The 24,315-nt window shown below is 59.2% G+C and carries 23 protein-coding genes and 1 pseudogene; 17 read left to right on the top strand and 7 right to left on the bottom strand.

Going from position 1 to position 24,315, the window contains the following annotated elements; translation table 11 throughout:
- The first annotated feature begins 48 nt into the window (after nt 1–48).
- Nucleotides 49–384 carry a DUF2267 domain-containing protein gene (locus tag CIT31_RS18945; protein WP_342586940.1) on the top strand — a complete coding sequence of 112 codons (336 nt, stop codon included), beginning with the start codon at nt 49–51 and terminating at the stop codon, nt 382–384.
- Between the two features lie 59 nt (nt 385–443).
- A complete protein-coding gene (locus CIT31_RS18940) occupies nt 444–908 on the top strand; it encodes a YbhB/YbcL family Raf kinase inhibitor-like protein (RefSeq protein WP_095519842.1) in 465 nt (154 codons plus the stop codon).
- Nucleotides 909–935: 27 nt separating this feature from the next.
- Here CIT31_RS18940 and CIT31_RS18935 read toward each other — a convergent pair whose 3' ends face one another.
- From CIT31_RS18935 to CIT31_RS18930, 3 genes are all read right to left on the bottom strand, one after another.
- Nucleotides 936–2,411, bottom strand: coding sequence for an FAD-dependent oxidoreductase (locus CIT31_RS18935; RefSeq protein WP_095519841.1), 1,476 nt, complete (start codon nt 2,409–2,411; stop codon nt 936–938).
- A gap of 141 nt (nt 2,412–2,552) precedes the next feature.
- Nucleotides 2,553–2,717, bottom strand: coding sequence for a hypothetical protein (locus tag CIT31_RS34310; RefSeq protein ID WP_165778498.1), 165 nt, complete (start codon nt 2,715–2,717; stop codon nt 2,553–2,555).
- Nucleotides 2,718–2,769: 52 nt separating this feature from the next.
- Complete coding sequence (locus tag CIT31_RS18930; protein ID WP_095519840.1) at nt 2,770–2,937, bottom strand: Thivi_2564 family membrane protein; 168 nt, start codon at nt 2,935–2,937, stop codon at nt 2,770–2,772.
- A gap of 328 nt (nt 2,938–3,265) precedes the next feature.
- Here CIT31_RS18930 and CIT31_RS18925 point away from each other — a divergent pair, with 328 nt between their 5' ends.
- On the top strand, nt 3,266–3,721 hold the full coding sequence (locus CIT31_RS18925; RefSeq protein ID WP_095519839.1) for a BA14K family protein: 456 nt from the start codon (nt 3,266–3,268) through the stop codon (nt 3,719–3,721).
- A gap of 354 nt (nt 3,722–4,075) precedes the next feature.
- Nucleotides 4,076–4,720 carry a hypothetical protein gene (locus CIT31_RS18920; RefSeq protein ID WP_095519838.1) on the top strand — a complete coding sequence of 215 codons (645 nt, stop codon included), beginning with the start codon at nt 4,076–4,078 and terminating at the stop codon, nt 4,718–4,720.
- Between the two features lie 276 nt (nt 4,721–4,996).
- Here CIT31_RS18920 and CIT31_RS18915 read toward each other — a convergent pair whose 3' ends face one another.
- Nucleotides 4,997–6,055, bottom strand: a complete 1,059-nt coding sequence (locus CIT31_RS18915; protein WP_095519837.1) for a LacI family DNA-binding transcriptional regulator — start codon at nt 6,053–6,055, stop codon at nt 4,997–4,999.
- Nucleotides 6,056–6,262: 207 nt separating this feature from the next.
- Between CIT31_RS18915 and CIT31_RS18910 the strand changes: the two genes are divergently transcribed.
- From CIT31_RS18910 to CIT31_RS18880, 7 genes are all read left to right on the top strand, one after another.
- Nucleotides 6,263–7,252, top strand: a complete 990-nt coding sequence (locus tag CIT31_RS18910) for an autoinducer 2 ABC transporter substrate-binding protein (protein WP_095519836.1) — start codon at nt 6,263–6,265, stop codon at nt 7,250–7,252.
- Nucleotides 7,253–7,340: 88 nt separating this feature from the next.
- Nucleotides 7,341–8,855 (top strand): sugar ABC transporter ATP-binding protein, encoded by a 1,515-nt coding sequence (locus CIT31_RS18905; protein WP_095519835.1) that lies wholly within the window; start codon nt 7,341–7,343, stop codon nt 8,853–8,855.
- Complete coding sequence (locus CIT31_RS18900) at nt 8,848–9,849, top strand: ABC transporter permease (RefSeq protein ID WP_095519834.1); 1,002 nt, start codon at nt 8,848–8,850, stop codon at nt 9,847–9,849. The genes CIT31_RS18905 and CIT31_RS18900 overlap by 8 nt, the downstream gene beginning before the upstream one ends.
- Nucleotides 9,846–10,841, top strand: a complete 996-nt coding sequence (locus tag CIT31_RS18895) for an ABC transporter permease (protein WP_095519833.1) — start codon at nt 9,846–9,848, stop codon at nt 10,839–10,841. The genes CIT31_RS18900 and CIT31_RS18895 overlap by 4 nt, the downstream gene beginning before the upstream one ends.
- A gap of 5 nt (nt 10,842–10,846) precedes the next feature.
- On the top strand, nt 10,847–11,695 hold the full coding sequence (locus CIT31_RS18890; protein WP_095519832.1) for a sugar phosphate isomerase/epimerase family protein: 849 nt from the start codon (nt 10,847–10,849) through the stop codon (nt 11,693–11,695).
- A gap of 4 nt (nt 11,696–11,699) precedes the next feature.
- Nucleotides 11,700–13,160: an FGGY family carbohydrate kinase gene (locus CIT31_RS18885; protein ID WP_095519831.1), complete on the top strand. Its 1,461-nt coding sequence runs from the start codon at nt 11,700–11,702 to the stop codon at nt 13,158–13,160.
- A complete protein-coding gene (locus CIT31_RS18880) occupies nt 13,157–13,849 on the top strand; it encodes a class II aldolase/adducin family protein (protein ID WP_029356038.1) in 693 nt (230 codons plus the stop codon). The genes CIT31_RS18885 and CIT31_RS18880 overlap by 4 nt, the downstream gene beginning before the upstream one ends.
- Nucleotides 13,850–13,943: 94 nt before the next feature.
- Here the strand turns inward: CIT31_RS18880 and CIT31_RS18875 are convergent, their stop codons facing one another.
- Nucleotides 13,944–14,417 (bottom strand): phosphatidylglycerophosphatase A family protein, encoded by a 474-nt coding sequence (locus CIT31_RS18875; RefSeq protein WP_095519830.1) that lies wholly within the window; start codon nt 14,415–14,417, stop codon nt 13,944–13,946.
- Between the two features lie 361 nt (nt 14,418–14,778).
- On the opposite strand from CIT31_RS18875, the gene CIT31_RS18870 reads away from it, so the two are divergent.
- Nucleotides 14,779–15,405 carry a CDP-alcohol phosphatidyltransferase family protein gene (locus CIT31_RS18870; RefSeq protein ID WP_095519829.1) on the top strand — a complete coding sequence of 209 codons (627 nt, stop codon included), beginning with the start codon at nt 14,779–14,781 and terminating at the stop codon, nt 15,403–15,405.
- A gap of 150 nt (nt 15,406–15,555) precedes the next feature.
- On the opposite strand, the gene CIT31_RS18865 is transcribed toward CIT31_RS18870, so the two are convergent.
- Nucleotides 15,556–16,230 (bottom strand): protein-L-isoaspartate(D-aspartate) O-methyltransferase, encoded by a 675-nt coding sequence (locus CIT31_RS18865; protein WP_095519828.1) that lies wholly within the window; start codon nt 16,228–16,230, stop codon nt 15,556–15,558.
- A gap of 580 nt (nt 16,231–16,810) precedes the next feature.
- Here CIT31_RS18865 and CIT31_RS18860 point away from each other — a divergent pair.
- Nucleotides 16,811–17,803: a glycosyltransferase family 2 protein gene (locus tag CIT31_RS18860; protein WP_095519827.1), complete on the top strand. Its 993-nt coding sequence runs from the start codon at nt 16,811–16,813 to the stop codon at nt 17,801–17,803.
- Nucleotides 17,804–17,993: 190 nt separating this feature from the next.
- On the opposite strand, the gene CIT31_RS18855 is transcribed toward CIT31_RS18860, so the two are convergent.
- A complete protein-coding gene (locus tag CIT31_RS18855) occupies nt 17,994–19,289 on the bottom strand; it encodes a polysaccharide biosynthesis/export family protein (protein ID WP_095519826.1) in 1,296 nt (431 codons plus the stop codon).
- A 111-nt stretch (nt 19,290–19,400) separates the two neighbouring features.
- On the opposite strand from CIT31_RS18855, the pseudogene CIT31_RS35240 reads away from it, so the two are divergent.
- The 4 genes and pseudogenes from CIT31_RS35240 to CIT31_RS18835 form a co-directional block, all read left to right on the top strand.
- Nucleotides 19,401–19,551: pseudogene (locus CIT31_RS35240) on the top strand (molybdate ABC transporter permease subunit); the annotation flags it as partial.
- 472 nt (nt 19,552–20,023) lie between these two features.
- Nucleotides 20,024–20,275, top strand: a complete 252-nt coding sequence (locus CIT31_RS18845; RefSeq protein WP_095519825.1) for an exopolysaccharide production repressor protein — start codon at nt 20,024–20,026, stop codon at nt 20,273–20,275.
- A gap of 532 nt (nt 20,276–20,807) precedes the next feature.
- Nucleotides 20,808–22,682: a Wzz/FepE/Etk N-terminal domain-containing protein gene (locus tag CIT31_RS18840; protein WP_095519824.1), complete on the top strand. Its 1,875-nt coding sequence runs from the start codon at nt 20,808–20,810 to the stop codon at nt 22,680–22,682.
- A gap of 403 nt (nt 22,683–23,085) precedes the next feature.
- A complete protein-coding gene (locus tag CIT31_RS18835; RefSeq protein ID WP_095519823.1) occupies nt 23,086–24,222 on the top strand; it encodes a glycosyltransferase family 4 protein in 1,137 nt (378 codons plus the stop codon).
- The last annotated feature ends 93 nt before the right edge of the window (nt 24,223–24,315 follow it).

Here is a 24,315-nt window from a genome sequence, read left to right as displayed (position 1 = left end):
GTCGTTCGACGAGATCATGGCCGAGATGGGACCGGATCGGCAGATCGCATGGCATGTTCTTGGAGCGATGCTGCACGCGCTGCGAGACCGCATGCAGCCGGATCTTGCAGCCCACCTCGGCCCGCGCTGCCGATCCTGGTACGCGGCGCCTATTACGACCAGTATCAGCCTTCCAAGACGCCCGAGAAGTTGCGGTCGCTCGATGAGTTTCTCGCCAAAATCAAGGCGGAGCTGGAGTTCACCCGGCCGGTCGATTCCAACGATGCATTCAGGGTCGTATCCAAGGTGCTCGCTCACCACGTGGAAGAGGGGCAGATGACCAAGGTTTGGGAATCCTTGCCGGCAGAAATCAGGCGCGCCGCGGAAGCTCAGCAAACGGCGTGAAATGGCGCCCAGACCTCGATGGTCTCGGCCGTAACGTAACGCTTCTTTGGGGAAATGAAATGCCACTCACCCTTATCAGCCCTGCGTTTCCGGCGGGCGGGAAAATCCCTGAAAGGTATACGCGTGACGGCCAGAACGTCTCGCCGCCGCTGAAGTGGTCCGGGGTTCCGGATGGTGCGAAAAGCCTTGTTCTTGTCGTGCAGGATCCCGACGCGCCGAGCGGCACCTTCGGGCACTGGGCGGTGTTCAATATCCCGCCCGATGCCAGCGAGCTAGCCGAGGCGCAAGATGGCAAGCCAGGTCCGTCGGCACTTCGGCAAGGCACCAACGATTTCGGCAATGCCTATTACGACGGCCCACAGCCGCCGGTGGGACATGGCGTCCATCATTATCACTTCCGGCTGGCCGCGCTCGACGTGCCGAGCCTCAGTGTGCCGGGACAGGCGGGCGTGCAGTCTGTCTGGAAGGAAGCCCAGAAGCATGCGCTGGAGCAGACTGAACTGGTCGGAACCTACGCACGGTAACGCCGGCCGTATCGGTCGCCGCCCTTTTTACAGCGCGGCCGGGGCAAGAGGTTTTCGAGCCGGGCCGTGGATAACCGTGCCGTCGGCGGCGAAAATCGAGCCATGACAAGGACAATCCCAGGTGTTGTCCGCGTTGTTCCAGGTCACGGTGCAGCCCTTGTGGGTGCAGGTCGCCGAAACGGGGTGGAGTACTCCTTCAGTGTCCCTCCACGCCGCGATCTTTTCGTCACCCCTGACGATCACACCGCCCATGCCGGGCGCAATGTCGTCGATGCTTGAGACAATCGATTGGCTGCGGCCATTCCTATGAAAGTCCTCGGGATAAGACCGCGCCGGATCATAGAGCTTTTGCCATGGGCTCGGCCGAGCGCAGATCAAATCCGCGATCATCGTCCCTGCGGCCGTTCCATTGGTGATGCCCCAGGCGTTGAATCCCGTGGCAATATGAAAACCGGAGGCTTTGTCCGGATCGGGTTCGCCGGCATATGGAACTCTATCGGCCGTATCATAGTCCTCGTTACACCAGCGCCACGCAACGTCCCCAACCGGAAGGCTCATTCTTGCCCATTGTTCCAGCTCGACGAACCGTTTCGCCACGTCGCCGTCCTGGCCCGTGTCGAATTTGGGGCCGAGCGCGACCAGCAGCGGGCCTTCGGCATCGCGGCCGGTGCGGATGGAATGCGTTGGATCGTCGATGCCGATGAACATGCCGTCGACAGCAAGAGGGTCATCGATCCGGAACGCCATGGCAGTGTGGCAGCGCGGCTGGGTCCGGTTCGCCATACCGACGGGGCTCTTCACCGTCATGTTGGTGGCGACGACCACATGCTCGGCGTGGACGGTGCCGCTATCGGTGACGACGCGCCAGCGGCTTGCCTCGCCGATCGAGATCGCGCGGCTGTTTTCGAAAATCCGTCCGCCACGGGCCGTCACCGCTCGAGCCAGGCCAACCAGATACATCGCCGGATTGAACTGCGCCTGGTCTGAAAAACGCAGAGCGGCGGCCGTTTCGAAAGGCAGCGGCGCGCGCTCGAGAATATCGGCGTTCAGCTCGACTTGGCGCGCGGCCTCTGCCTCGGCTACGATCTCCGCGCGCCGGCTTGCGTCGCAGGTGTAGGTATAGGCGTCCTTGTTCTCGAGATCGCAGGGGATGGCATAGTTGCGAACCCATTCCCGGATTTGGACAGCGCCGGCGGAATTCGCATCGGCATAAGCTCGCGCCAGGTCCCGGCCGAAGGTGCCGATGAGATGGTTGTAGACCAACGCGTGCTGCGTCGTGATCTTGGCCGTCGAGCGGCCGGTCACCTGGCCGCCTGTCCGCAGGCCTTCGACGACGATCACCGACCGACCAGCCTCGCAAAGGCGAAGCGCCGTGGTGAGCCCGACAATCCCAGCGCCTACGACAACGGTCTCCGCATGGATCGAGCCCTCGAGCGGGGGATAGTTCGTAGCGGTGGCTGCCGCAACCCAACAGCTTCCCGGTTTTCCCGAAAGAATGGACATTCACCGGCGTCCCATGAGTTTCGATGCATCTCCATCGACAACCCGCGCCGGCGCGAAAACGTTCCCGGGATTTACCGTCTTCAATCGCTCTTTGGCCGCCCGGAAGATCCAAACGCCCGGGACGATGCGAGGTGCAGGCCATCACGCGAACGCAGTCGTCGCTGCGCGCCGCAGCACGTCGGCGCGCACCGACGTGTGGCCCCGATCGGGTTGCGGATGCGCCCGCAGGCCCAAAAATCCAGAAAGGCGATAACGAGCCTGAGGCGTCGCTTGCCCGCTCGGCGACGAGAAATCAATCTTCTGCATGCCGTTCGCGCTGTATTCCGCGACAGCCGCGGCCTATCGCGTTCGTGGTGGCTTAAAACACCGCGAGGTACTTCAGCAGTGAAATGATGCCGATAATGATCACGATAATCTGAGCAATCTGACGAGTACGACCGTCAAGCGGCAGCCGGTTAACAAGATACAGCACCAAAACGATTACAAGGAAAGTGATCAGAATACTGATCAAAGGAGTGCCGGCCATTGTCCCTCACTGGCACGTAGAAAAACAAGCCAGCAACACCGCGTCGCGTGGTCGAAGATTCCCCATGCATGCTCAAGCCCTAGCACCCAGTGCGTGATTCGAACAGCCTGGGCAATGGTGCCGGTAACCCGGCTTTGTCGATATTTTGCCCGCCTCTTTCAGGCGATTGGAAGGGATAGCACTGATTACCAAGGCAAGCGCGGTAACAAGCTGCGTCAATCAAAGCTGCTTGATGACGACACAATCTTGCGCGCGGACGGAACCATACTGTGATTAAATCGTTTTAAAAATCGAGAAGGGACATCCACCACCCCTTCAGAGGAGAATCATGAACAAGATATTTTCGGGTTTACTCGCAGCCACATTGACAGTTTCGTTCGTGGCGGCAGCGGGGTCAGCCAATGCAGCTCAAATATTCTTGCCGCAGGCAACTTCTGTTTCGACAGATGTGCAGGCGGTCGACCACAAGCCGTGGGCGAAGCGTCATAACTCCAACCGCAACCGGAAATTTTCGCGCCACGATGGCTCACACTGGAACGGCCATCGCGGCTATCGTGAGTACCGTCGGGGGTATCGGCGCCATGGCGACTACTGGTTCCCGCTGGCAGCCTTCGCTGCGGGCGCGGTGATCAGCGGGGCGATCATCAACAACAACCAGAACCGGGTTGATCACGGCGATTCCCATGTACAGTGGTGCTACGACCGGTACCGAAGCTATCGCGCTTCGGACAACACGTTCCAGCCTAACTACGGCCGCCGTCAGCAGTGCAATTCGCCCTACTGAAAGTAAGTTCTTGGCCGCATCACTGAAACCCCGCGTCGCGCGGGGTTTTTTGCGCAACCACGTCCGGCCACCACTGCAACGCAACCGGCCAGTAAGCGGTATGGCCGAAAATAGTGGTCCGCCTTGTCTCTAAGCGCCGCCCTTAGCAACCCGGTGACAACTATGGCGACGATCACCCGGCGCGCACCATCGGGCTGCTGAGGCCGTTGTCTTTGCGAGCCGCTTGGCAGGGCCTAAAGAAGATTTCGAGCTTAGGAATGACCCGTATCAAGTATTCTGGCGACAAACAAATTCATACCTTGTTTTTCCCTGCGCAATTGCGAACGATGGCATGGATTGATTCGGAGCTTGTCTATGCACGCACTGCAAGTGGCCCTGGCTGCGGTGATCTTGAGCACTTCAGTCAGTTCTGGACTCGCCGATGACAATTCTCCCTTTATTTATTTTGCGACCCAAGACCCTTTCACAGACGGTCTGCCGACCAAGAATGATGTTTATGTCTTTGGTGGCGTGTTTGCGAGCGGGGCCTTCGGGGACACGATCAATGTTTTTGGTGCCCACTACACGGACAACTATATAATCGGAGCTGCATACGGTCGCGATCTCGTCGATATAGGCGCTGGTTTCGTTCTTGGTGGCGTCACCGGCGCGGCCATAAGATTTGGCCAGGACGACGATACGTCTGGCGAACTTTGGGCCGGAGCGCGACTTCGCCACCAGGGCCTTGTCATTGGTGATTTGGCGATTGCGCCCGCACTGACCGCTGGATTCAGTGCCGTTACAGGCCCTACCGAGATCGAGCGCGATCGCGAAATCCGCTACGATGGCGATGCATCATTCCTCGGCTTCGTTGGTGCGGAGCTTTCGTTCAGAGTCAGGCAAGCTCCCAATGTCGAACTTGTCTACCAACTCCACCATAGATCCGGCGCCGATGGTACAATTGGCGATATGAACGAGGGTTCTAATGCGAACACTCTTGGAATCCGTTATCGCTTCTAATGCTCGCTGCTGTTGGTCTTTGGCCTGCGCCCACGTGTCCCGTATTGGGCTCACAGTGAAGACGGCGACACTTTCGTGATAGGTTTGCACGGGAGATGGCGACCGTGGCTCCAATATGGGATCACTTGTGAGCGAAGCAGCCAAGGAGAAGGCGGCCGGCGGCACTTTCGGAGAAGAGGTTCTGCGGCGGTTCGGCACCGGTCTCAATGCCGATCGGCATGATAAACCATTGAAATCTCAGGGCGTGCAGGGTCACCCTGTCGCGCCATTTCGCACTCACGCTATATCCTTCAGAGTGTCGAGCGGCCCTTTGAGCGCAGACCGAGGCTGGATCAACTCTGGCGCAATCAGGAAGGTCTGTGGCGTCGTCGTCGCGTTATCGATCAGCTCGAACGCCTTCGTAATCATCGCCTCAATGTTCTGCCGCACCATGATTACCGGGAAGGGCAGGAAGGAGCCGAACGGATCGTAGTCGTAGCAACCGACGACGAGCTCACTAAACATCTCCGCCGGCCGGCCCGCCATGAAACGCAGCAGACCTTCCATATTGATCGACGAATTGACGAACAGCGCGCGCGGCAGCTTGCCATGGCGTTGGTAAAACGCCTCGAAGGCACACAAAGTTATATCGGGCGAATACCCGGAGGACTGCACACCGTCTTCAGGGTCGGCGCCCAGCAGTGCCTTCTTGGTCGCATGGAAAGCGGCGATGCGTTCGCGGCTGGCATGGTCGTTGCGGCCGCCAAACAGAAACAGCTCGTCCGGCCGCAGAGGATCGTCGTTGCCGAAGCGGCGGATGATTGCTTCCGTCAGCATCCGTGCGCCCTCATAATTGTCGCTGATCACCGAATGCGCCTTCGCTCCCGGCAGGTCGATGTTGATATGCCTCAGCCCCGCCGGTTCGCAGACCTCGTGCACGCCGTCCGGATCGGTGGCGCCGACGATGAAGAGCTGGTCGATTGAATAGGAGATCAGCGTCTCCGCGGTCCGCCGTTCCTCTTCCGGGTCGCGGCTGGCGCTAACCACGACCGGGCATTGGCCGCGGCTGCGCACATGCCCCTCAAACGTCTGCGCCATGGAGGAGAAGTAGCGATTGTCGTGGACGGGCAGCATCAGGCCGACCAGGCCCGATCGCGAGCGTCGCAAGCCTCGCGCCTGCAGATTGGTGGTGTATTGGTGGAGTTCGGCGAGGCCGAGAATTGTTTGCGCCGTACTTTCCTTGATGCGGCGCTTGCGCCAAGTGCCGTTCAGGACGGCACTCACGGTCGACGGCGAACTGCCCGATAGCACGGACAGGTCATAGATCGTCGCCTTTTTCTTGACCCGCTGATCCATCTGGCCCTCCCGCGCGTCTTTTAGAGCAAATATCCGGCTTGACGAGAGCTTCTCCATGCATAATAGTTTCTGCACCATCGATTGTGCAAGCGGAAACCGGTGGATAATCGATGGGGAGTGCCCGTTATTTCGGGGAGGTTTCTAACGGCCGCCGTCGTTCGACGGCTCGAGTGTGTTCCCACTAGGAACGTTATGGGAGGAGTACAGATGAAAAAGCTCATGATCGCGGCGCTTGCCGCGACCCTTTTGCTTGGCGGATCGTTCGCTGCGATGGCACAGCAGGCCGGCAAGGTCGGCGTCGTCGTAAAGATCGGCGGCATTCCGTGGTTCAACGCAATGGAGGCGGGTATCAAGGAGCGCGGCCAGAAGCTCGGCGTCGACGCGTTCATGGTTGGCCCAACCAGCGCCGATCCGGCACTGCAAGTTCGCGCCATCGAGGATCTGATCGCACAGGGGGTCAAGGTCATCGGTGTGGTGCCGAACGATGCCAAAGTGCTTGAACCGGTGCTGCAGAAGGCCAAGGACGCCGGCATCATCGTCATCACGCATGAATCGCCTGGCCAGAAGGGCGCCGACTGGGATTTCGAACTCGCGTCCGCGACCGGCTTCGGCGAAGCTCATGCCAAGCTCCTGGCGGAGAAGATGGGCGGCAAGGGTGAGTATGCAGTGTTCGTCGGCTCGCTGACGGTGCCGCTGCACAATGCCTGGGCCGATGCGGCAATCGAGTATCTGAAGAAGAACTATCCCGACATGAAGCTTGTCGGCGAACGTTATGGTGTCGCCGAGGATGTGGACAAAAGCCGCAGCACTGCACTTGACCTGATTTCCGCGAATCCCGGCTTGAAGGGCTTCCTGGCCTTCGGCAGCCAAGGCCCGATCGGCGCTGGCCGCGCAATCGAAGAGCGGCGGAAGGTGGGGGAAATATTCGTGCTCGGCCCATTCTCGCCAGGCCAGGGCCAGAAGCTCATCAAGAACGACGCGATCTCCGGCGGCTTCATGTGGAATCCGAAGCAGGCGGGCGAGGTTTTCGTCACGCTGGCCGACCATCTCATGAAGGGCAACGAGATCAAGGACGGCGATACGATCGAAGGGCTAGGGACAGTCAAGCCCGACTTCGAAAACCGTAACATCATCGTCGATCAGCTGGTCCCCATCAACAAGGATACTGTCGACGATCTCGCGGCGATGGGCCTGTAAAGCCTCCCAAGGCTATGGCAGCCGGGCTGGCCTCGAGCCGGCCCGGCTGCAGGACTGCAAACGGGATTGAATCCAGGGTTTCAACTCGATGGCTGATCAGGCACTCGATGGCGCCACATCACGGCCGTTGCTGTCGCTCCGCAACACGAACATGACGTTCGGCGGCGTGAAGGCGCTGAAGAATGTCAGCTTTGAGGTGCTGCCGGGCGAGGTGCATTGCCTCGCCGGCGAGAACGGCTCCGGCAAGAGCACGCTGATCAAGGTCATTACGGGCGTGTACAAGCCCGAGGCGGGCGCCGTGATCGACTATGATGGCCAGAGCTACTCCAATATGTCGCCGGTTACGGCGCAGGCCGGCGGGATTCAGGTTATCTGGCAAGACCTCGCCCTGTTTCCCGAGATGACTGTCGCCGAGAACATCGCGTTCCAGACTGTCATCGGCCGCTGGCCGCGGCTGGTGAACTATGCCGAAATGCGCCGTGTCGCGACCAACGCCCTGCAACGTCTTGGTGTTACCCTCGATGTCGATTTAGCACTCCACCATTTTCCCATCGCACAGCGGCAGATCGTAGCAATCGCGCGCGCCCTCGTCGGCGAGGCGAAGCTCGTCTTCATGGACGAGCCGACGGCGTCGCTCACCCAATCCGAAACCGACTATCTGCTGGACATTGTGCGCAATCTGTCGGCGTCGGGCGTCGCCGTTGTGTTCGTCAGTCATCGCTTGGCGGAGGTTCTTGAAATCTCCAGCCGCGTCACCGTGCTGCGCGACGGCGCGCTGGTAGGCGTCTATCCAACCAAGGGCCTGACCCAATCGCGCATCACCGAGCTGATGACGGGCAAGACCTTCGACTATTCCGTCCTGCATCGGGATTTGAGCAAGAGCCCGGTCATGCTTGAGGTCGAGGGACTGTCGCGGCCCGGCGAAATCCAGGATGTGTCCTTGGCGGTCCGGCGCGGCGAGACGCTCGGCATCACCGGGTTGCTCGGGGCAGGGCGCACCGAGCTGGCGCTGACATTGTTTGGCATGCGCAAGCCGAAATCGGGCTCTGTCGTCCTGGATGGCAAACCCGTTCGCTTCGGTTCCAACCGTGACGCGATCGCTGCCGGCGTCGCCTATCTTTCGGAAGACCGGCTGTCGCTCGGCCTCATTCAGCCCCAGGCAATCGCCGACAACATGGTCATCGCCTCGCTGGACAAGATCCTTTCGAGCGGTTTCATTTCGAGCGATCGCAAGCGATCTCTGGTCAATCGCTGGATAAGGGATCTCGGCGTCAGGATCGGAAAGCAGGACGACGCGATCTCGACCCTGTCGGGGGGAAATCAGCAACGTGTCGCCATTGCAAAATGGCTGGCGACCGATCCGAAGCTGCTTATCCTCGACGCACCGACAGTCGGCGTCGATGTCGGCGCGCGCGCCGGCATTTTCGACATCGTTTCCAAGCTCGCAGACAGCGGCCTGGCCATTATCCTGATCTCGGACGAGGTGCCTGAAGTCTATTTCAACGCGGACCGTGTGCTGCACATGGCTCAGGGGCGCATTGTCGGCGAATATGCACCGGGCGCTACGACCCTCCAGGCGATCGAGGAGGCGGTCTATGCGTAGGTTTGTCCGCTCCCACGCAACGGAACTGGCTTTGCTGGCCGTTATCGCAGTCATCTGCGTCTTCCTTTCGTTCGCGACAGACCGGTTCTTCACCCTCGGCAACGCGTTTGACCTTCTGAACACCAGCTCGGTCAACATCATTTTCGCCGTCGGCCTGCTCGTCGTGCTGGTCGCCGGCGGCATTGACATTTCCTTCGCGGTTGCTGCCTCCGTTGTGCAATATCTGACGGCGACCGTCCTCGGCTGGGTCGGCGGCGGCAATTGGATTATCGGCGTCATCATCGCTGGCGCATTGGGCGTCGCGTTGGGCTGCATCAACGCCTTCCTGATCCACGGGTTCAGAATCATTTCGATCGTCGCCACGATCTCGACTTTCAACATTTTCTTCGGCTTGCTGATGTTCTTCACAGGCGGCGTGTCGATCTACAATCTTCCGGACTGGCTCACCAACCGTGTCGTGCTGTTCGAGCGAGAGATGGCTGACGGCAGCTGGGCGGAAATCACCCTACCTGTGCTCATTATGGCTATCTGCGTGGTCGCTACCTGGGCGTTGATCACGCGCACCACCACCGGGCGCCAGCTCTACGCATTTGGCGACAATCCGGAGGGGGCGCGCCGCTTCGGCATCAATATTGGTGCCATGCAGTTTATTGCATTCGGCTGGCTGGGCCTGATGGCGGGCATCGCCGGTCTCGTGCAAGCGCATTACGCGCAGGAAGTGGTGCCGAACGCCCTTTATGGTCGCGAACTCGACGTCCTGGCAGCCGTGGTCCTTGGCGGTGCGCGGCTCGGCGGCGGCAAAGGCAGCGTGCTCGGCTGCATTCTGGGCGTTCTGTTGGTCTCGATCACCCAAAACGGACTCAATTTGATGGGTGTATCGCCTTTCGCGTTCAAGATGATCGTCGGCGCCATTATTCTTGCCGCCATCACCCTGTCGAACACCAGCATCGAACGCCTGCTGCCGTTCCTGAAAAGCCGGCGGGTGCCTTCATGACGGTTTTGATTGATCGCGCCCGCAACGCGCTCGGCCCCGAACTAGCAGGTCCGCTCGCCGCGTTCGTAGCGGTTATGGTCGTGTTCGGCTTTGCCGCGCCGAACTTCTTTTCCCGTGCCACCTTTGGATCGGTCGCCTTCCAGCTGCCGGAACTCGGCCTCCTCACGCTTGCCATGCTGCTGCCGATCCTGACCGGCGGCTTGAACCTGGCCATCACCTTCACGGCCAACATGGCCGGCCTGACGCTGGCTTGGGTACTGCAAAGCCAGGGAGGCGTCGACGCAGGCATCGGCGCCTTTGTCCTTGGCTCGATCCTTGCCATCGCGGTCGGAGCACTGAGTGGGCTGATCATGGGGCTCGTCATCGCCTACACCAAGGCTCACCCGATCCTGGTCTCGCTGTCGATGATGATCTTCCTGCGCGGTCTCGGCGAATTCCTGACGCGCGGCGGCGACGTGTCCGGCATTCCCGGCTTCTTCGCGGCGATCGGCTACGGTTCGATCTTTGGCATCCCGGTACCGTTGCTCATCTTCATCGCTTGCGTGCTGATCTGGCAGGTCTTGCTGACGCGCATGAAGCTAGGCTTCAACACCTACATGATCGGCTCCAATATCGAGGCCACGCGCTATTCCGGTATCAATACGCGCAAGGTGCAGGTTCTCGTCTACACATTGTCCGGAGCGATGTGCGCGGTTGCCGGCATCATCATGCTGGCGCGCTTCAATTCGGTGCGTGTCGGCCACGGCGAGTCTTACCTGCTGATCACCGTGCTTGCCTGTTTTCTGGGCGGCGTCAATCCGTTCGGCGGCTTCGGTCGAGTGATCCCGGTCTTCGTTGCGCTGGTCGTGCTCCAGCTTCTGTCCTCGGGACTCAATCTGATGGGCGCGAACCAGCATCTTGCGACGGCAGTCTGGGGGATTTTGATGATCACGGTGATGATCCTGCGCTGGCTTGCCGGGCGCCTCAAATTCCTAAACACAAAGAGAGGATGAGTTAGATGCATGGTTTTGGGGTCCACACCTCGATGTGGACGATGAACTGGGACCGGGCCGGCGCGGAGAAGGCGATCGCGGCTTCGGTCAAATACGGGATGGACTTTATCGAGATCGCGCTTCTGAACGCGCCGGCGGTCGATGCCGCGCATACACGCGCCTTGCTCGAAAAGCACAATCTTCCTGCCGTTTGCTCGCTCGGCCTGCCGGAGCGCGCCTGGGCCTCGGTTCGGCCGGATGCCGCCATCAAACATCTCGAAAAGGCCATCGACAAGACGGCGGAAATGGGCGCGCTGGCGCTTTCCGGCGTGATTTTCGGCGGTATCGGCGAACGCACCGGCGTGCCACCGACCGAAAAGGAATACGACAACATCGCGCATGTGCTGACCGTCGCCGCAAAGCACGCCAAGAAGCGCGGCATCGAACTCGGAATCGAGGCCGTGAACCGCTACGAGAACCATTTGATCAACACCGGCGCGCAGGCCGTCTGGATGGTCGAGAAAATCGGGGCCGACAACATCTTTGTTCATCTCGACACCTATCATATGAACATCGAGGAGAAGGGGGCAGCCAATGGCATTCTGGCCGCCCGCGATCACCTGAAGTACATCCACTTGTCCGAGAGCGATCGCGGCACACCAGGCACTGGCAACTGCCCCTGGGACGAGATTTACGCAACGCTGGCGGCGATCGGTTTCAAGGGCGGACTTGCCATGGAAAGCTTCATCAACATGCCGCCGGAAGTCTCCTACGGTCTCTCGGTCTGGCGCCCGGTCGCGAAGGATGAGGCCGAGGTGATGGGCAATGGCTTGCCGTTCCTGCGCAACAAGGCTCGCCAATACGGTTTGATCTGACACGATGGGTGATGGGCAGAAGGCGGACGGCGCCAGGATCGCCGTCTTCGATGTCGGGAAGACCAATATTAAGCTCACCGCGATGACGCTCGACGGCGTGCTCGTAGAGAGCCTCTCTGTCCACAACGAAGTGCGGCCCGGTCCACCTTGGCGGCAGCACGATCTCAAGGGCATTAGCGACTGGCTGTTCGGCTCGCTTGCCAGTTTGTGCCGTCATCATCCGCTGGAAAAGGTGGTCGGCACCGGACATGGCTCCGCGGGAGTTCTGGTGAACGCAGATCCCGACGAGACGTCCGCCCTGCCGATGATTGACTACGAGCAGGATCTGCCGCCCGCAATTCGCGATGGCTACGCGCCGCTTTCGGGCGATTTCTTCGATCGCGGCAGCGCGATCATGCTAAAGGCCGCCCACCAGGCGCGCCAGCTGTACTGGATGCAGCAGGTTGATCCGGAGCGCGTCGCTCAGGCTCGCTGGTATCTGGGCTTGCCGCAATATTGGGCCTGGCGGCTGTCAGGCGTGCCATCGGCCGAAACGACGATCCTCTCGGCGCAATCGCATCTATGGAACAATGTGCGCAAGCAGTGGTCGCCCATTGTCGCGGGGCAGGGGTGGCAGCGCCTCATGCCACCATTCCATCCGGCCTGGGAGACGTTGGGGCCAATCCGGCACGATCTGGCGCGCCGGCACGACATACCGGAAAAGCTGTCTGTCCTGACTGGCGGCCACGACAGCAGCCTGAACCTCTACCGCTACCAGGCGGCAGGCATGCGCGACGCCTGCGTGATCTCTACCGGAACCTGGATTGTCGGAATGTGCGCGGCGACACCTCTCGACCACCTCGATGAAAACCGCGGAATGGTGCTGAACAGCGACGTGACGGGAGGCCCGGTCGGCGGCGTTTTGACCATGGGCGGACGAGAGTTCAGTCATGTAGCAGGACAGGGGCAAGAAGAAACTGCGGCCGACGCTGCGCTGGTCAGCTTGTTGATTGAGCGCGGCACCTTCGCATTGCCGTCGTTCGGCGACGATGACGGCCTGTTTCCCGGCAGCGCTGGGCGCGGCCGGTTTGAAGGGCCGCCTGCAGAAACCCCTGCTGAGCGCAAAGCGCTCGCCGTGCTCTATGCCGCGCTGCTGACGACCGAATGTATCGATGCGCTGAACGAAGACGGGTTGGTTGCATTGGATGGCACCTTCCTGAGGGATCCGCTCTACGCCACGTTTGTTGCCGCGCTGCGGCCAAACGCCGAAACGGTCTACAACCTCGACTCCTATGGCACCGCTTCGGGTGCGGCGTTACTTGGCGAACATGAAACTCGTGACACGCCGGCTCCCATCGCACTCAGCCGGCCGCCCGCCTTTGCCGGCGACCGTAACGCGCTCGCAGCCTATGCACAGCGGTGGCGCGAACTGGCGAAGCGAAACAACTTGCAACAGGGCAACACCAGCAAAAGGGACAATCGATGACCGATGACAGCGCGCTGCGCCGCGAGATGGTGGATGTTTGCCGCCGGATGAACTCCAGCGGTATCAACCAGGGCAATGCCGGCAACCTGTCGGTGCGCTGCAGCGACGGTTTCCTGATCACGCCCTCGTCGCTGCCCTACGAAACGATGACGCCCGAAGACATCGTCGAGATGGGCTTTGACGGCACCTATGTCGGCCGACGGCCCTCCTCGGAGTGGCGCTTCCACCGTGACATTTTGAGGGAGCGGCAGGAGATCAACGTCGTGCTGCATTGCCACTCGCTCTACGCCACGACGCTGGCCTGCCATCACAAGACGATCCCGAGCTTCCACTATATGACAGGAGTGGCTGGCGGTACGACGATCCGCTGCGCGGAATACGCAACCTTTGGCACGCAGGCCTTGTCCGACAATGCCTTGGTTGCACTCAAGGATCGCTTCGCCTGCCTGCTTGGCCAGCACGGCCAAATTTCGCTCGGCAAGACCATGGAAGCGGCGTTGTGGCTGGCGAACGAGGTCGAAACCCTTTCGCGCATGTATGTCCAGGCGCTTACACTTGGTGAGCCGCCCGTCCTTTCCGACGAGGAGATGGCGCGGGTGATCGAGCAGATGAAGAAGATGAGCTATGGCCAAGCGCCGGATCCGGAGGGAACGAACGATTTGGCACGGCCGCGCGACGCTGCGGTCTAGCGCTGCTCCGGCAGATTTTGGTGGCGAGAGGTCTGTTTTTCCCGGTGGGCCGCAATAAGCTCGACAGTGGCAGGTGAAGACTAAGATGTCCCCCTTACGGCAAACGTTGAATCAAATCGTTCAGCAAAAGCAGCAACGCGCCGGCAAAGACAGCCGCAGCCGCGTCGTCCAGCATGATGCCGAGTCCACCCCTTACCTTCTGATGCACGACGCCGATGGGCCAAGGCTTGACGACATCGAAAAACCGGAAGGCAAGGAAACCTGCTGCCCACCAGACCGGGTCGAGCGGCAGCATGGAAAGTGTTGCGGCGGTGCCGAAGGTCTCGTCAATGACGACGATCTGCGGATCCTCCGTCCCGGTATGGGAGACGACATGCGACGACGCCCATACTCCCACGGCGAATAAGGCCATATACGCGAGCACGATCAGCCAAGGCGATGCAGGTATCAGGACCGCGGCAAGAGCCACTCCGACGCCCGCGCCGGCCGTGCCCGGCCATAACGGAGAGAATCCTGCGCCGGCAGAGGTCGCGAGTAGGCAAGCAAACTTAGGCAGAAATTTACGCATGGAGTTTCGGACGGCTTCCCCGTGAATTGTAAATAGGCATTATAGTCACATCTTTCGGGATACTGCCGCTAGACTGCCAGTCGATGTGCGGCGGCAGACACGACGGGCATTGCAGAAACTTCGGAACAACATCGGACGGTTATAGCAGCAACCGAAATTTTCCGTTTCGCCGACAGCTGGACAGTTCTCTGGCTACCTTAATCCATTGGCCGCATTCGCCAAAGAAACGCTGCTGGTTGAGCCGGGCCTGATCCGGTCTCCGCCGCGCTGACCACCTCGGTCGGCGCCGACGGGCTGGAACGAACCCACAATTTGCCGGTTAAGCTTCGCGGAACGACATTATAAGAGGAGCAAAGTCATCATGATCGCCGGTCTCATGAAACGTCGTATCGACCCGCTATGGGAGCACGCCGCTTCTCCGCTGATCGGGATCGGCATGACCCCGAACCAGGTTACAGCCGGCGGTCTGGTGCTCGTCGCCCTGTCGTGCGCCGCCTATGTGTACCACCAGTCAAGCCTTGCCTTTGGCCTTTGCCTCGCGTTGGCCTTCACCTTCGACGCGCTGGACGGTGCGGTCGCCCGTCGGAGACATATGAGCACCAAGGCCGGTGGCTATTTCGACGCCATGGCCGACCGTTATCAGGAACTTGCCGTGTTTGCGGCAATAGGCTGGGTCGCCGATCTGTGGGCGATCGCAATGATCGCATTCGCCGGCGGAATCCTCACCAGCTACGCCAAGGCGCGGACGGCGATCGAAATCCCCATAGAAAACCAGGCGTGGCCGGATTTCTTCGAACGGATGGAACGTCTGGTGTTCATTTGCGTGCTGTTAGTCGCCGATGGATTGGCGATCGCCATGGGCGCCGCTTCGCCTTGGTTTCTCACGGGCGGGTTCGCGCTTTACGCACTGCTGGCAAACGCCACAGCTCTGCAACGGATCAATCGCGCATTTGCCATGCTCAAACGAGCGGACGCGAAGAAGCCGTGAGACGCGAAATCCCATACTGGTTTTGGGCGGCGGAAAACGCGAGGCGCTGTCGCGGGCACAGTCGGTTAAAAACAATCCTCCCTCGGCCTGCGTCATCTCTGGCCATAGCGAAGTTGCTGAACCCTGTGGGCCAGATGTCCGCCACCCTCATTAGACCGTTTCGAGCCGGCTGAACCGAACCGGGATGAGTTTGCGAGTCTTCAGTTGCCCTACCGAATCCTTGTCGATCACCGTCAGCAACTGCCCTTGTTCAGGGCCCACAGGCAGAACCAGGCGGCCCCCCGGCTTGAGCTGCTCAAGCAAAGCCGGTGGCGCCCGCCCAGCCGCGACGGTGACTAGGATCTTATCGAATGGAGCGTGCTCGGGCCAGCCGCGAGACCCGTCACCGACACGAATGCTGATATTGGATAGACCGATGCCCTGCAGGAGAGTCTCGGCATGGCTTGCGAATTCCTCGATGATTTCGACGCTCCAAACGTGCCCGGCGAGTTCCGCGAGGATTGCGGTTTGGTAGCCCAGGCCGGTGCCGATCTCGAGCACCGCCTCGTGCGGCTGGAGAGCAAGGAGATCGGTCATGAGAGCGACGATGAACGGCTGCGAGACGGTTTTGTCGAAGCCGATCGGCAGTGGCATGTCCTGGTAGGCATAAGGCGCGACCGAGCTTGGCACGAAGAGATGGCGCGGCACCCGCTGCATCGCTGCCATCACCCGTTCATCGAGCGCCGCCTTGCCGAGTTCTTCGCTTGCAAGGTCGGTATGGATTGCAATCATCTCGACCATGTGTCTGCGTAGAACTGCGAGGTGTTTTTCATTCATTGGCTTCATGACGGTGGGGCTTTCCTCGACCAGCTTGCTGCCAGATAGGCTTATATCCTGTTCGTCACAGCAACGCCCGTTATCGTTTCCGGTTGCGGGTGCCCGCGGCCAACCGGAGGTAATTTTGGCGTTGCGTCTTGGCATCGGCGGCGGCTCCGGAGATCCCGTGCCATGTCGCCATAACGGGTATGTCCTGGATCGCGGTGATCGAACAATGAACGGGTGCATTGCGTGCATGCGTGGGCAGCCGGCGATCTCAACCGGGGCGTTGTCGTTGCAGTAGTGGACGCCTGTTTCACCGAGCGAGGCTGCGACTGCTGCATGGCTTCGGGCAGCGGGAATGCCGCGACGGGCAGTTTTGGGAGGTTCCTTACTCACCTACACAATCGGAGTTCCTAAATATCCGGCTAAAGTCCGGAGGCCGCTACTTTATCGCTTCCAGGAGTGCTGAGTGGAACTCGCCGGGGGGCCTCTGCCTTGCCGCTCGGCCGTCGTGGTTGAATCCTCCCATCAGCTAAAGTAGAGAAAGTTGATGGAACTACCGGCCTGATGTGCCATTTTACCACGTCGTGAGAGAAGACGAAGGCAAATGAGCCAGCACAATGCCACTGTGATAGGCGTCGTGGTGCCCATGTTCAATGCCGAGAGAACCATTCTCCCGACGCTGACCAGCATCTGCCAGCAGAGCCACCAGGCGCTGGACATTATCGTAGTGGATGATGGGTCGACGGACCGGTCCGCGTCAATCGTGGCCGCCTATGCCGAGCAAGATCGGCGTATACGGCTTTTCAGGCAGCCAAACGCGGGTGTTGCGCACGCGCGCAACAGCGGCGCCGCTGCCACCGATGCGGAGTTTCTAGCGTTCGTGGACTCGGATGATCTTTGGGCTCCGTCCAAAATCGCACTGCAACTGCGCGTCCTGCAAGAAGGAGGCTCGTCAGCTGGCCTAGCATATTGCTGGTTTGCGGAGATCGACGAGGACGGTCGGATATTTTCACTCAAACAGCCCGATGCCGATGGTCGCGTGCTGCAACTCATGTGCAGAAACAACTTTGTCGGTAACGGAAGTTCGATGCTTGTACGTCGCTCCGCATTCGAGCGGGCGGGACAGTTTGATCCTTCCCTGAGGGCGAGGAACGCACAAGGCTGCGAAGATCTTCTAATGTGCCTCAGAATAGCGGAGAATTACGAGTTTCGTGTCGTGCCCCAATATCTTGTGGGTTACCGTAGGACGAGCGGCAACATGTCGAGCGATGTCATGCAGATGTTTCGTTCGTATCAAATTGTCCTAGCCGAGTTTCACGAGAAATATCCGCAATTTGGGAGCGATCTCAATGCCCATCTGCTTGACACGATCAATTCGCTTGCCGTGAGAGCTTTGCTTCAAGGGCGGCCTTCCGCAGCCTGGTACCTGTCGAAGAAGCTCTTTGTACTGGAGCCGCGCACGGCCATTTCACGTCTGCCTCACACGGTCGACGTCTGCTGCCGCGGACTGGTCCCTCGCTGGATCAAGGTTCGAGTGAAACGGATGCGAAACGCCGAGTCTCGGCCTCTCTATGACAAGATTTATCTGGAGAGGTGAGTGCGTCCCTGTTCGGGCGTACCGAGCCGGAGCTGTTGAAGCTAGATGCTTGATGCCAGGCTTTGGCGGCGCACGCGGCAGTCACGTCATTGCCCGGACTCTGAGCGGCCACCAGAACGATCTTTGGCCCGGACCACATTTCCATAGGACACGTGCAACTACGCGCTGCCTCTATACAATATTTAATTGTTTAGTTCGCGACCGCTCCTGGTGGGACCTCCAGCGTAATTGTAATGGTGTCACCCGGAGCAAGCAGAGTATCTTCAGTCACCTCGGTCGTCGCTGCCTGTCCGTCAGTGGAGCGGGTTACACCGATCGTAATTCGGTCCCCTTCGCCTACAAGGTCGCTGCGCATCTGCATCACGTAGGCGATTTGTTTGGTCAATGAATCCATCTCAGCGCGCATTTGCGTCATCGCCGCGCGTTCAGCCTGCAAGTCAGCCAACAGGTCAATTCGACCCTGGTCGATAAGCTTATCTAGACTGCGCTGCAAGTCCCCTTGGTCGCGTTCAAGTCGAGCGATCTCAGCGTTGGTTTGCAACGCGCGGGTCGCTGACAAGAGCACTGCGCGTTGAGCATCGTTGACCCTCGTGATCTGGATCAGACCTTTTTCGAAGAGCTTCTTGAGGCGATCAAGTTCCGCTGCATCTGCGGCTGCGCCCGCTTGATCCGCCTTCTGCTGCTCCTTCAGGTAGCCCATTCGCTCCGCCGCCTTGGTTGTAGCCAACTTAATCGAAGCGCGCTCTTTCTCCTGATCCGCATAGACAGCTTCAAGTTGCTTCCCCTCCTGCTGCAAAGCTTCGTCGCGACGAGGTTCGAGGCTCGGGTCACGTTCTGTGTCCGGAACCTCAATCGCTCTGGCGCCGCTCAGCTGCGCCTCTATGCGAGCAGCCTTGATTTCGCTTTCCTGGTACTTGATGCGCAGAATGTGGAGGCGGCCGCCAAGGTCCGCTGCTGTCATTTCAGGGTTTTGAAGCTCACCGCGACCGAGCTGGTAGCCGCCGCCAGCCGCCACAGCCTGTCGGACAGTCATGCCTGGTCTGAAGGCCTGAGTCCCAGGAGAGGCAATGTCCCCGTCAATATAGACCGGTCTGTATTCCTCAATATCAACTACAATCTGATCCGGGTAAAACCCAGTCCAAGTCTCAGTGCCGTCGGCGGATCGTTGTGGAAGGGATTTTGGTTTTAAACCCTCAATCACCTCCTTGCGAACATCCTCTATTGTCTTCCCGAGAACAGTTAGGGGGCCCAGGACCGGCAACACGATTACACCGCTTTGGTCGATGACAGCTCGCTTTTGCATCTCGGGATAGCCTAAGACAGCGAAGCCGATCACGTCGCCAGTCTGCAGACGGTACTCGCCGACATTGTACTCCTCCGCTAGGGCAAGGCCATTCGACGGATTCGCGTATGCGAAAAACAAAAACACGCATGCGAGCGCAGCGCAGCTGCCTGCCCGCATCCAGCGCACCGATCTATTCAACATTCGCGATCACCCCGCAATGTTTAAGCATGACGTCGACGCAGACCTTTCTCACAACGCCATTCCTTTGAGGCGAATTTACGCTCTGAACAACGGCAACAAGGCAGACGATATTCGGAGATCGCGCCACTCTGATCGTCATCCGGCTGGAAGTATACAACTATCCGGCGGCCACCGCGATCGCGTCGATCATGGTTTTGCTATCGTTCGCGACGCTCCTGGTCGTCGATCTGGTGCAGTCGTGGAGCCCAAACGCTACGGCTGACGTCACCGGCGTGTCGTCGGCCGGAAGCGACACCGCCGGCCAGCGAACAGCCGGTCGCGCGCTACCTGCTGCCGATGGCAGTCGCGTTCGTCTTCCTGGTGGCCTGAGCGGCATTGTCCGCCTGAGGCGCGGCGGCCATGTCCGCCGCTCCGCTAAACACGGAAGCTGCGCGGCGGACACACCAACGTCGAAGCCACCCCCTTTTTGCTCAACTTGGGCGCACACACCTCGACTCAGCCTCTGCCTAGTCCAGATCGCAGCATGGCCAATCCGCGTGGCAAACCTCTTCAGGCCGCCGAACGGGAGTGGTCGCGCCTGGAAGCAAGCGTCCGGGAACAGGTTGGGGCGTCTTTATTCGCACCTGCTAATATATTGGTCGCTCTGACCCGTTCCGATATGTTATGATGGTTAACGCGCTGAGGCCTGGATAGCCAAGAAGCGCGTCACACCAGCGGATGCGAGTGGGACGGCGATGTCCTTTTTGCTTTTTTTGCGAGGCTTTCTTATAGTACTGTTGGCATTCGCCATCAGTATATATTTGCTCACCGACTCCCTCTGGGCCACATTTGTCCAAACGTTAATTTGTGGGATCTTGATACAGATTGGGTACTTTGTTGCTGTCATGCTGCTAGTGTGGCGCTCGGTCTCCAAGGAATCGGTGACTCCGAAGTTTCACACATCGCGCGATGAGTCCGGAGCAACTGCCGAGCCACTTAATAAGTAAGGCGGGCCACTCTCCGCCTTTATAGGCTCTGGCTGCTAGAGCAGGACGATCAGCAAGATGACACCCCACACCACGAAACAAAATGTGACTGCAGCCTGTCTTATTCGGGCACCGGAGAGGCTTTCCGCGAGGCGCCAGATGCGCGCAGGACACTTGCGGTGATCGTTATCGCGCGTCTGTGATCGACGAGCCATTCCTGTTTCCCGCAGGACAGGCTCAACGTGAGCCCGAAATCTCTTGCTCAGATGTTTTGCCATTTGGCAATACGACTCGATTCCTTCCTTCAATTGGAGCTTACGACATGCAGCGAAATTGCGGCAGTCGGAGCATGGGCCGCGTGAGGTTTCGTTCATAGCATCGAGGTTAGGAGTTTGCGCCTTTGGCGACGAGCGGGCTGATGCCCGCCCCGAGCGGCGTGCCCTGGGCTCCGCGGACGTCGATGTTGAATTTGCAGACATTTAGTCAGATAATGTGGTAAGGTCCTTGTTACTACCAATGCGCTGCCAGTATCATCGCACGGGTTTGAAGGCGTATGCTCCGAGAAGTTGAAAAGCACCCGGATTCTGCCTTCACATTCGGCGATCCTCAGTGGGGAACGATTGATCTCGAAACACTCGTGGCGGCAGCGCAACGGCAGTTGAGGTTCGTCCTTACATGCGCGCTCGCAGGACTTGTGCTGGGGCTGGCGTATCTTTGGGCCGAGGTGCCCTTGTACGAGTCGACCGCCAGAATCCTGATCGACAAGAACCAGCCATCCGTCGTGACGAAGTTAACAGAGAGCGGAAGCTCCGCACCGCTTGACCCGATGATGCTGAGTCAGGTCGAATTGTTGCGGTCCGACCGCATCGGGCTAAAGGTCGTTGACAGCCTCGGTCTTGCTACCGATCGCTCTTTCTTGTCAGCGCCATATTCATTGCTCAACAGTCTCACAGGATCGGTCGCTCGGTTGGTTTGGCCATTCATCGGCAGTTCCGAAGCAAGCGGAGCGCCGGTGAAATCGAGTGCCGCGCGAGGATCCGATCCTCGATGGCAGGCATTTGGCATTCTGGCTGAGAATATAACGGTAGATCGCGTAGGAGATTCTTACATTCTGCAAGTCCAATTTCGGTCGCCTAGCCCCGAAATGGCGCAAAAAATAGCCAGTAAATATGCAGAAATCTATATCGCTGACCAAGTCGGAGCCAAAGACGAGTCGATTATCCGAGCTCGCAGCGCACTGGCGGAAGAGCTCGAGACGGTGCGGCAGCGATCGGTTGATGCCGAGCTCGCAATCCACAGGTTCCGAACAGACAATACGCTGACCAAGGAGACGCTGGTTACCTTGCGCCAGCTCGAACTTGAGGCGTCCTCTCTCAAGTCGCAATATGAACAGATTCTGCAGCAGTACCAAGCGAGCCTGCAGAACCTTTCGATAGCGTTGACGGAGGCGCGGACTATCTCGGAGGCACCATACCCCGGCAGTCCGAGTTCTCCGAACAGCAGTCTTACGTTGGCGTTCTGCGTCGTGCTCGGCGGCGTGGTTGGCGCCGGTGTGGGCGGAATTCGGGAGTACCGTGAGCGCTTTTTCCGCACGACGGCTCAAGTGCGCGATGAGCTCGGACTTCAGACGCTCGGAATGATCCCTTTGCTGGACGGGAAGCCAATTCGGCGAAACCAGCACGATCGCGCTGCCGGAGAGCCGTCATTCATCGAGGTGGGGAACAGCGCTTTCAACTGGGTAGAACAACATCCGCGCTCGGAATTCGCCGAAGCGATGCGAACTGTGAAAGTCGCTGTTGACGTCGAGTTACCAAGGAAGAGCACCAAGGCGCTCGGCATCGTTTCTTGCCTCCCGGGAGAAGGGAAGTCTCTGGTCGCTGCTAATTTAGCGATGGTTCTTGCTATGCAGCGTTGTAAGACATTGTTGATCGATGCTGATATCCACAATCCTGGATTGTCACCTATGTTAGCCAACGGCTGGGAACGAGGCCTGGCCAACTTGTTGGCTGGAGAACTCAATCCGAGAGACGTGCTGGCCCATCAGTCATTGCCATTGAGGTTCCTGCCCGGCGTGAACCAGAGCCAACAAAAGCTCGCCAACACCGTGGAGCCTATCGAGAAAATGGGCGACTTTCTGCTCAAGGTGGGCCCTATGTTCAATTACGTCGTCGTTGATTTGCCCCCGTTGGCTCCAGTCGCGGACGTGAGGTCCTTTGTCCAGCACCTCGACGGCCTTGTTCTGGTTGTTGAATGGGGTGTGACCGCTCGTACATTCGTGCGCGAAATCCTCGACAACAACCCGATCCTGGCGGATAAATGCATCGGCGTTCTGCTCAACAAGGTCGATATGAAAAGAATCAAGCGGTACCAAAAGTTCGGCAGTGCCGAATTTTACAGTGAACGTTATCATCAGTATTACCAGGCCTAGTTGTGGAGCAGGCATTGTTTTGTCTTGAGCAGATAGCCCAAGGAGGGCTTTGACGAAAAAACTCCGTCCGGGCCTCTCCCGCGAGACGTAACATGTGGTGTTCGTCGGCAAGGACCGGCGAAGCGATTCATCGTCGCTTCCTCCAGCCGGTGGACTGCACGCTGGCATCGACTGGGAGAAGGGCCAGGTTGAGAACCATGTCGGACAGGTGGGATGCCGAGCAGTCAGAATTCACGATCGGCCGGCTAGCGGCCCGGTTTTCTGCGATTCGCCGATCAGTTGAACGCATGCAATTGCAGAGCATGGCATCGCTGATCATCGCGGGACTGTTCTCTCGGCCCGCCTACAGTATCCCCTCATATCGGCCAAAGGCGAGGCGGGCGGCGTTGGGAGTTCTTGACCCATGATATCTCAGTCTCCGCGCGGCATCATCCTGATGACGTACGAATATCATCCATTTCCTGGTGGCATCGGAACATACGCCGGACGGTTGGTCGACGTCGTTCGCGCTGGTGGCCACGCTGCGACCGTCATAGCGCCTGCCTATCCTGACCTTCCTGCCGTTCCCCAGGAGCCGGATACCCATCGCATTCTGCGGCATCATCAAATTTCTCCATTCGGGGCGCTGCGGGCGCTTTCTATTCTGCGCAACGTTCCTAAGGACAGGTTGTTGTTGGCCGCCGACATACGCAGTGTACTTGTGACATTTGTGCTACGACCATTCCATCGCAGAGGGTATCGAGCGATGATTCATGGCAGCGAAGTCAGCAAATTCAGGGCCGATTCCATCCTTTTTCGGTTTGTGCGCCGCGCCTACGAAGGAGCAGAGGTCGTTTTCGCCAACTCACATGCGACGCTGCGGATCTTTTCCGAAAGTTTTGGAATGCCCCGGAAGGGTGTCGTCACGTATCTCGGCGTGGACCCCATGTGGTTTCAGCCAATCCATGGGAATTTTGAGCACCCGCAACTTGCAGCTGTACCACAAGCTGCAAGCGTCATTTGCGCAGTGGGACGTATCGAGCCTCGGAAGGGCCAGTTGGAAACTGTCCGGGCTATCGCGAGCGCGCGCGATGAATACGGATTAGACAATCCGATCTTTGTGATGGCTGGACGGGCCGAAGATCAGGCCTATGCCTCAAAGATATTGGATGAAGCGGCACGAGCTCGTGTTCCAGTGATCGCTACCGGTAGGCTGTCCGACGACGACTTAAAGCGCTTATACCGCCGTGCGGCGTGCCACACATTGTTCGCACGAGAGCTACCGGGAAAGATCGAGGGCTTCGGGCTAGTGTTGGTTGAGGCCGGTGCGCAAGGATGTCCTTCGGTAGCGACGGCCGTCGGCGGCATACCCGAGGTCATGGGCTCCACTGGTGTGCTGGTGCCCCCGGAGGACGTGAACGCGATGGCCCGCGCGATAGCAACCTATGTGGCCAATGCAGAACTGCGTGAGCGCGACGGTGCACTTGCCAAATCACGGGCACGCACCTTCGACTGGGCAACCTGTGCAGGCGCGACGTTTCCTGAGCTGAAATGGGGCTGAGCCGAGGCCAAAGTAGCTGCTCAGCTTTTCCGGAGTCGGGAACAAATGAATATCGCCAAAAGATGAAAGGATTGTTGAAGCAACCACGGAAGT

The organism is Mesorhizobium wenxiniae (genome assembly GCF_002284535.1).
GTDB classification, from domain to species: domain Bacteria; phylum Pseudomonadota; class Alphaproteobacteria; order Rhizobiales; family Rhizobiaceae; genus Mesorhizobium; species Mesorhizobium wenxiniae.
Note: the sequence above shows the minus strand (reverse complement) of the source record. Positions and strands in the feature narration are given on the sequence as shown.

Bases quoted from the DNA above. Each gene is read 5' to 3' on its own strand.
- CIT31_RS18915 (WP_095519837.1), bottom strand. From the start codon at position 6,055: ATGGATCAGCGGGTCAAGAAAAAGGCGACGATCTATGACCTGTCCGTG.
- CIT31_RS18875 (WP_095519830.1), bottom strand. From the start codon at position 14,417: ATGCGTAAATTTCTGCCTAAGTTTGCTTGCCTACTCGCGACCTCTGCC.
- CIT31_RS18855 (WP_095519826.1), bottom strand. From the start codon at position 19,289: ATGTTGAATAGATCGGTGCGCTGGATGCGGGCAGGCAGCTGCGCTGCG.
- CIT31_RS18935 (WP_095519841.1), bottom strand. From the start codon at position 2,411: ATGTCCATTCTTTCGGGAAAACCGGGAAGCTGTTGGGTTGCGGCAGCC.
- CIT31_RS18885 (WP_095519831.1), top strand. From the start codon at position 11,700: ATGGGTGATGGGCAGAAGGCGGACGGCGCCAGGATCGCCGTCTTCGAT.
- CIT31_RS18845 (WP_095519825.1), top strand. From the start codon at position 20,024: ATGTCCTTTTTGCTTTTTTTGCGAGGCTTTCTTATAGTACTGTTGGCA.
- CIT31_RS18840 (WP_095519824.1), top strand. From the start codon at position 20,808: ATGCTCCGAGAAGTTGAAAAGCACCCGGATTCTGCCTTCACATTCGGC.
- CIT31_RS18940 (WP_095519842.1), top strand. From the start codon at position 444: ATGCCACTCACCCTTATCAGCCCTGCGTTTCCGGCGGGCGGGAAAATC.
- CIT31_RS18910 (WP_095519836.1), top strand. From the start codon at position 6,263: ATGAAAAAGCTCATGATCGCGGCGCTTGCCGCGACCCTTTTGCTTGGC.
- CIT31_RS18925 (WP_095519839.1), top strand. From the start codon at position 3,266: ATGAACAAGATATTTTCGGGTTTACTCGCAGCCACATTGACAGTTTCG.
- CIT31_RS18865 (WP_095519828.1), bottom strand. From the start codon at position 16,230: ATGAAGCCAATGAATGAAAAACACCTCGCAGTTCTACGCAGACACATG.
- CIT31_RS18890 (WP_095519832.1), top strand. From the start codon at position 10,847: ATGCATGGTTTTGGGGTCCACACCTCGATGTGGACGATGAACTGGGAC.
- CIT31_RS18870 (WP_095519829.1), top strand. From the start codon at position 14,779: ATGATCGCCGGTCTCATGAAACGTCGTATCGACCCGCTATGGGAGCAC.
- CIT31_RS18860 (WP_095519827.1), top strand. From the start codon at position 16,811: ATGAGCCAGCACAATGCCACTGTGATAGGCGTCGTGGTGCCCATGTTC.
- CIT31_RS18900 (WP_095519834.1), top strand. From the start codon at position 8,848: ATGCGTAGGTTTGTCCGCTCCCACGCAACGGAACTGGCTTTGCTGGCC.
- CIT31_RS18835 (WP_095519823.1), top strand. From the start codon at position 23,086: ATGATATCTCAGTCTCCGCGCGGCATCATCCTGATGACGTACGAATAT.
- CIT31_RS18930 (WP_095519840.1), bottom strand. From the start codon at position 2,937: ATGGCCGGCACTCCTTTGATCAGTATTCTGATCACTTTCCTTGTAATC.
- CIT31_RS18945 (WP_342586940.1), top strand. From the start codon at position 49: ATGGCATGTTCTTGGAGCGATGCTGCACGCGCTGCGAGACCGCATGCA.
- CIT31_RS18895 (WP_095519833.1), top strand. From the start codon at position 9,846: ATGACGGTTTTGATTGATCGCGCCCGCAACGCGCTCGGCCCCGAACTA.
- CIT31_RS18905 (WP_095519835.1), top strand. From the start codon at position 7,341: ATGGCTGATCAGGCACTCGATGGCGCCACATCACGGCCGTTGCTGTCG.
- CIT31_RS18920 (WP_095519838.1), top strand. From the start codon at position 4,076: ATGCACGCACTGCAAGTGGCCCTGGCTGCGGTGATCTTGAGCACTTCA.
- CIT31_RS18880 (WP_029356038.1), top strand. From the start codon at position 13,157: ATGACCGATGACAGCGCGCTGCGCCGCGAGATGGTGGATGTTTGCCGC.
- CIT31_RS34310 (WP_165778498.1), bottom strand. From the start codon at position 2,717: ATGCAGAAGATTGATTTCTCGTCGCCGAGCGGGCAAGCGACGCCTCAG.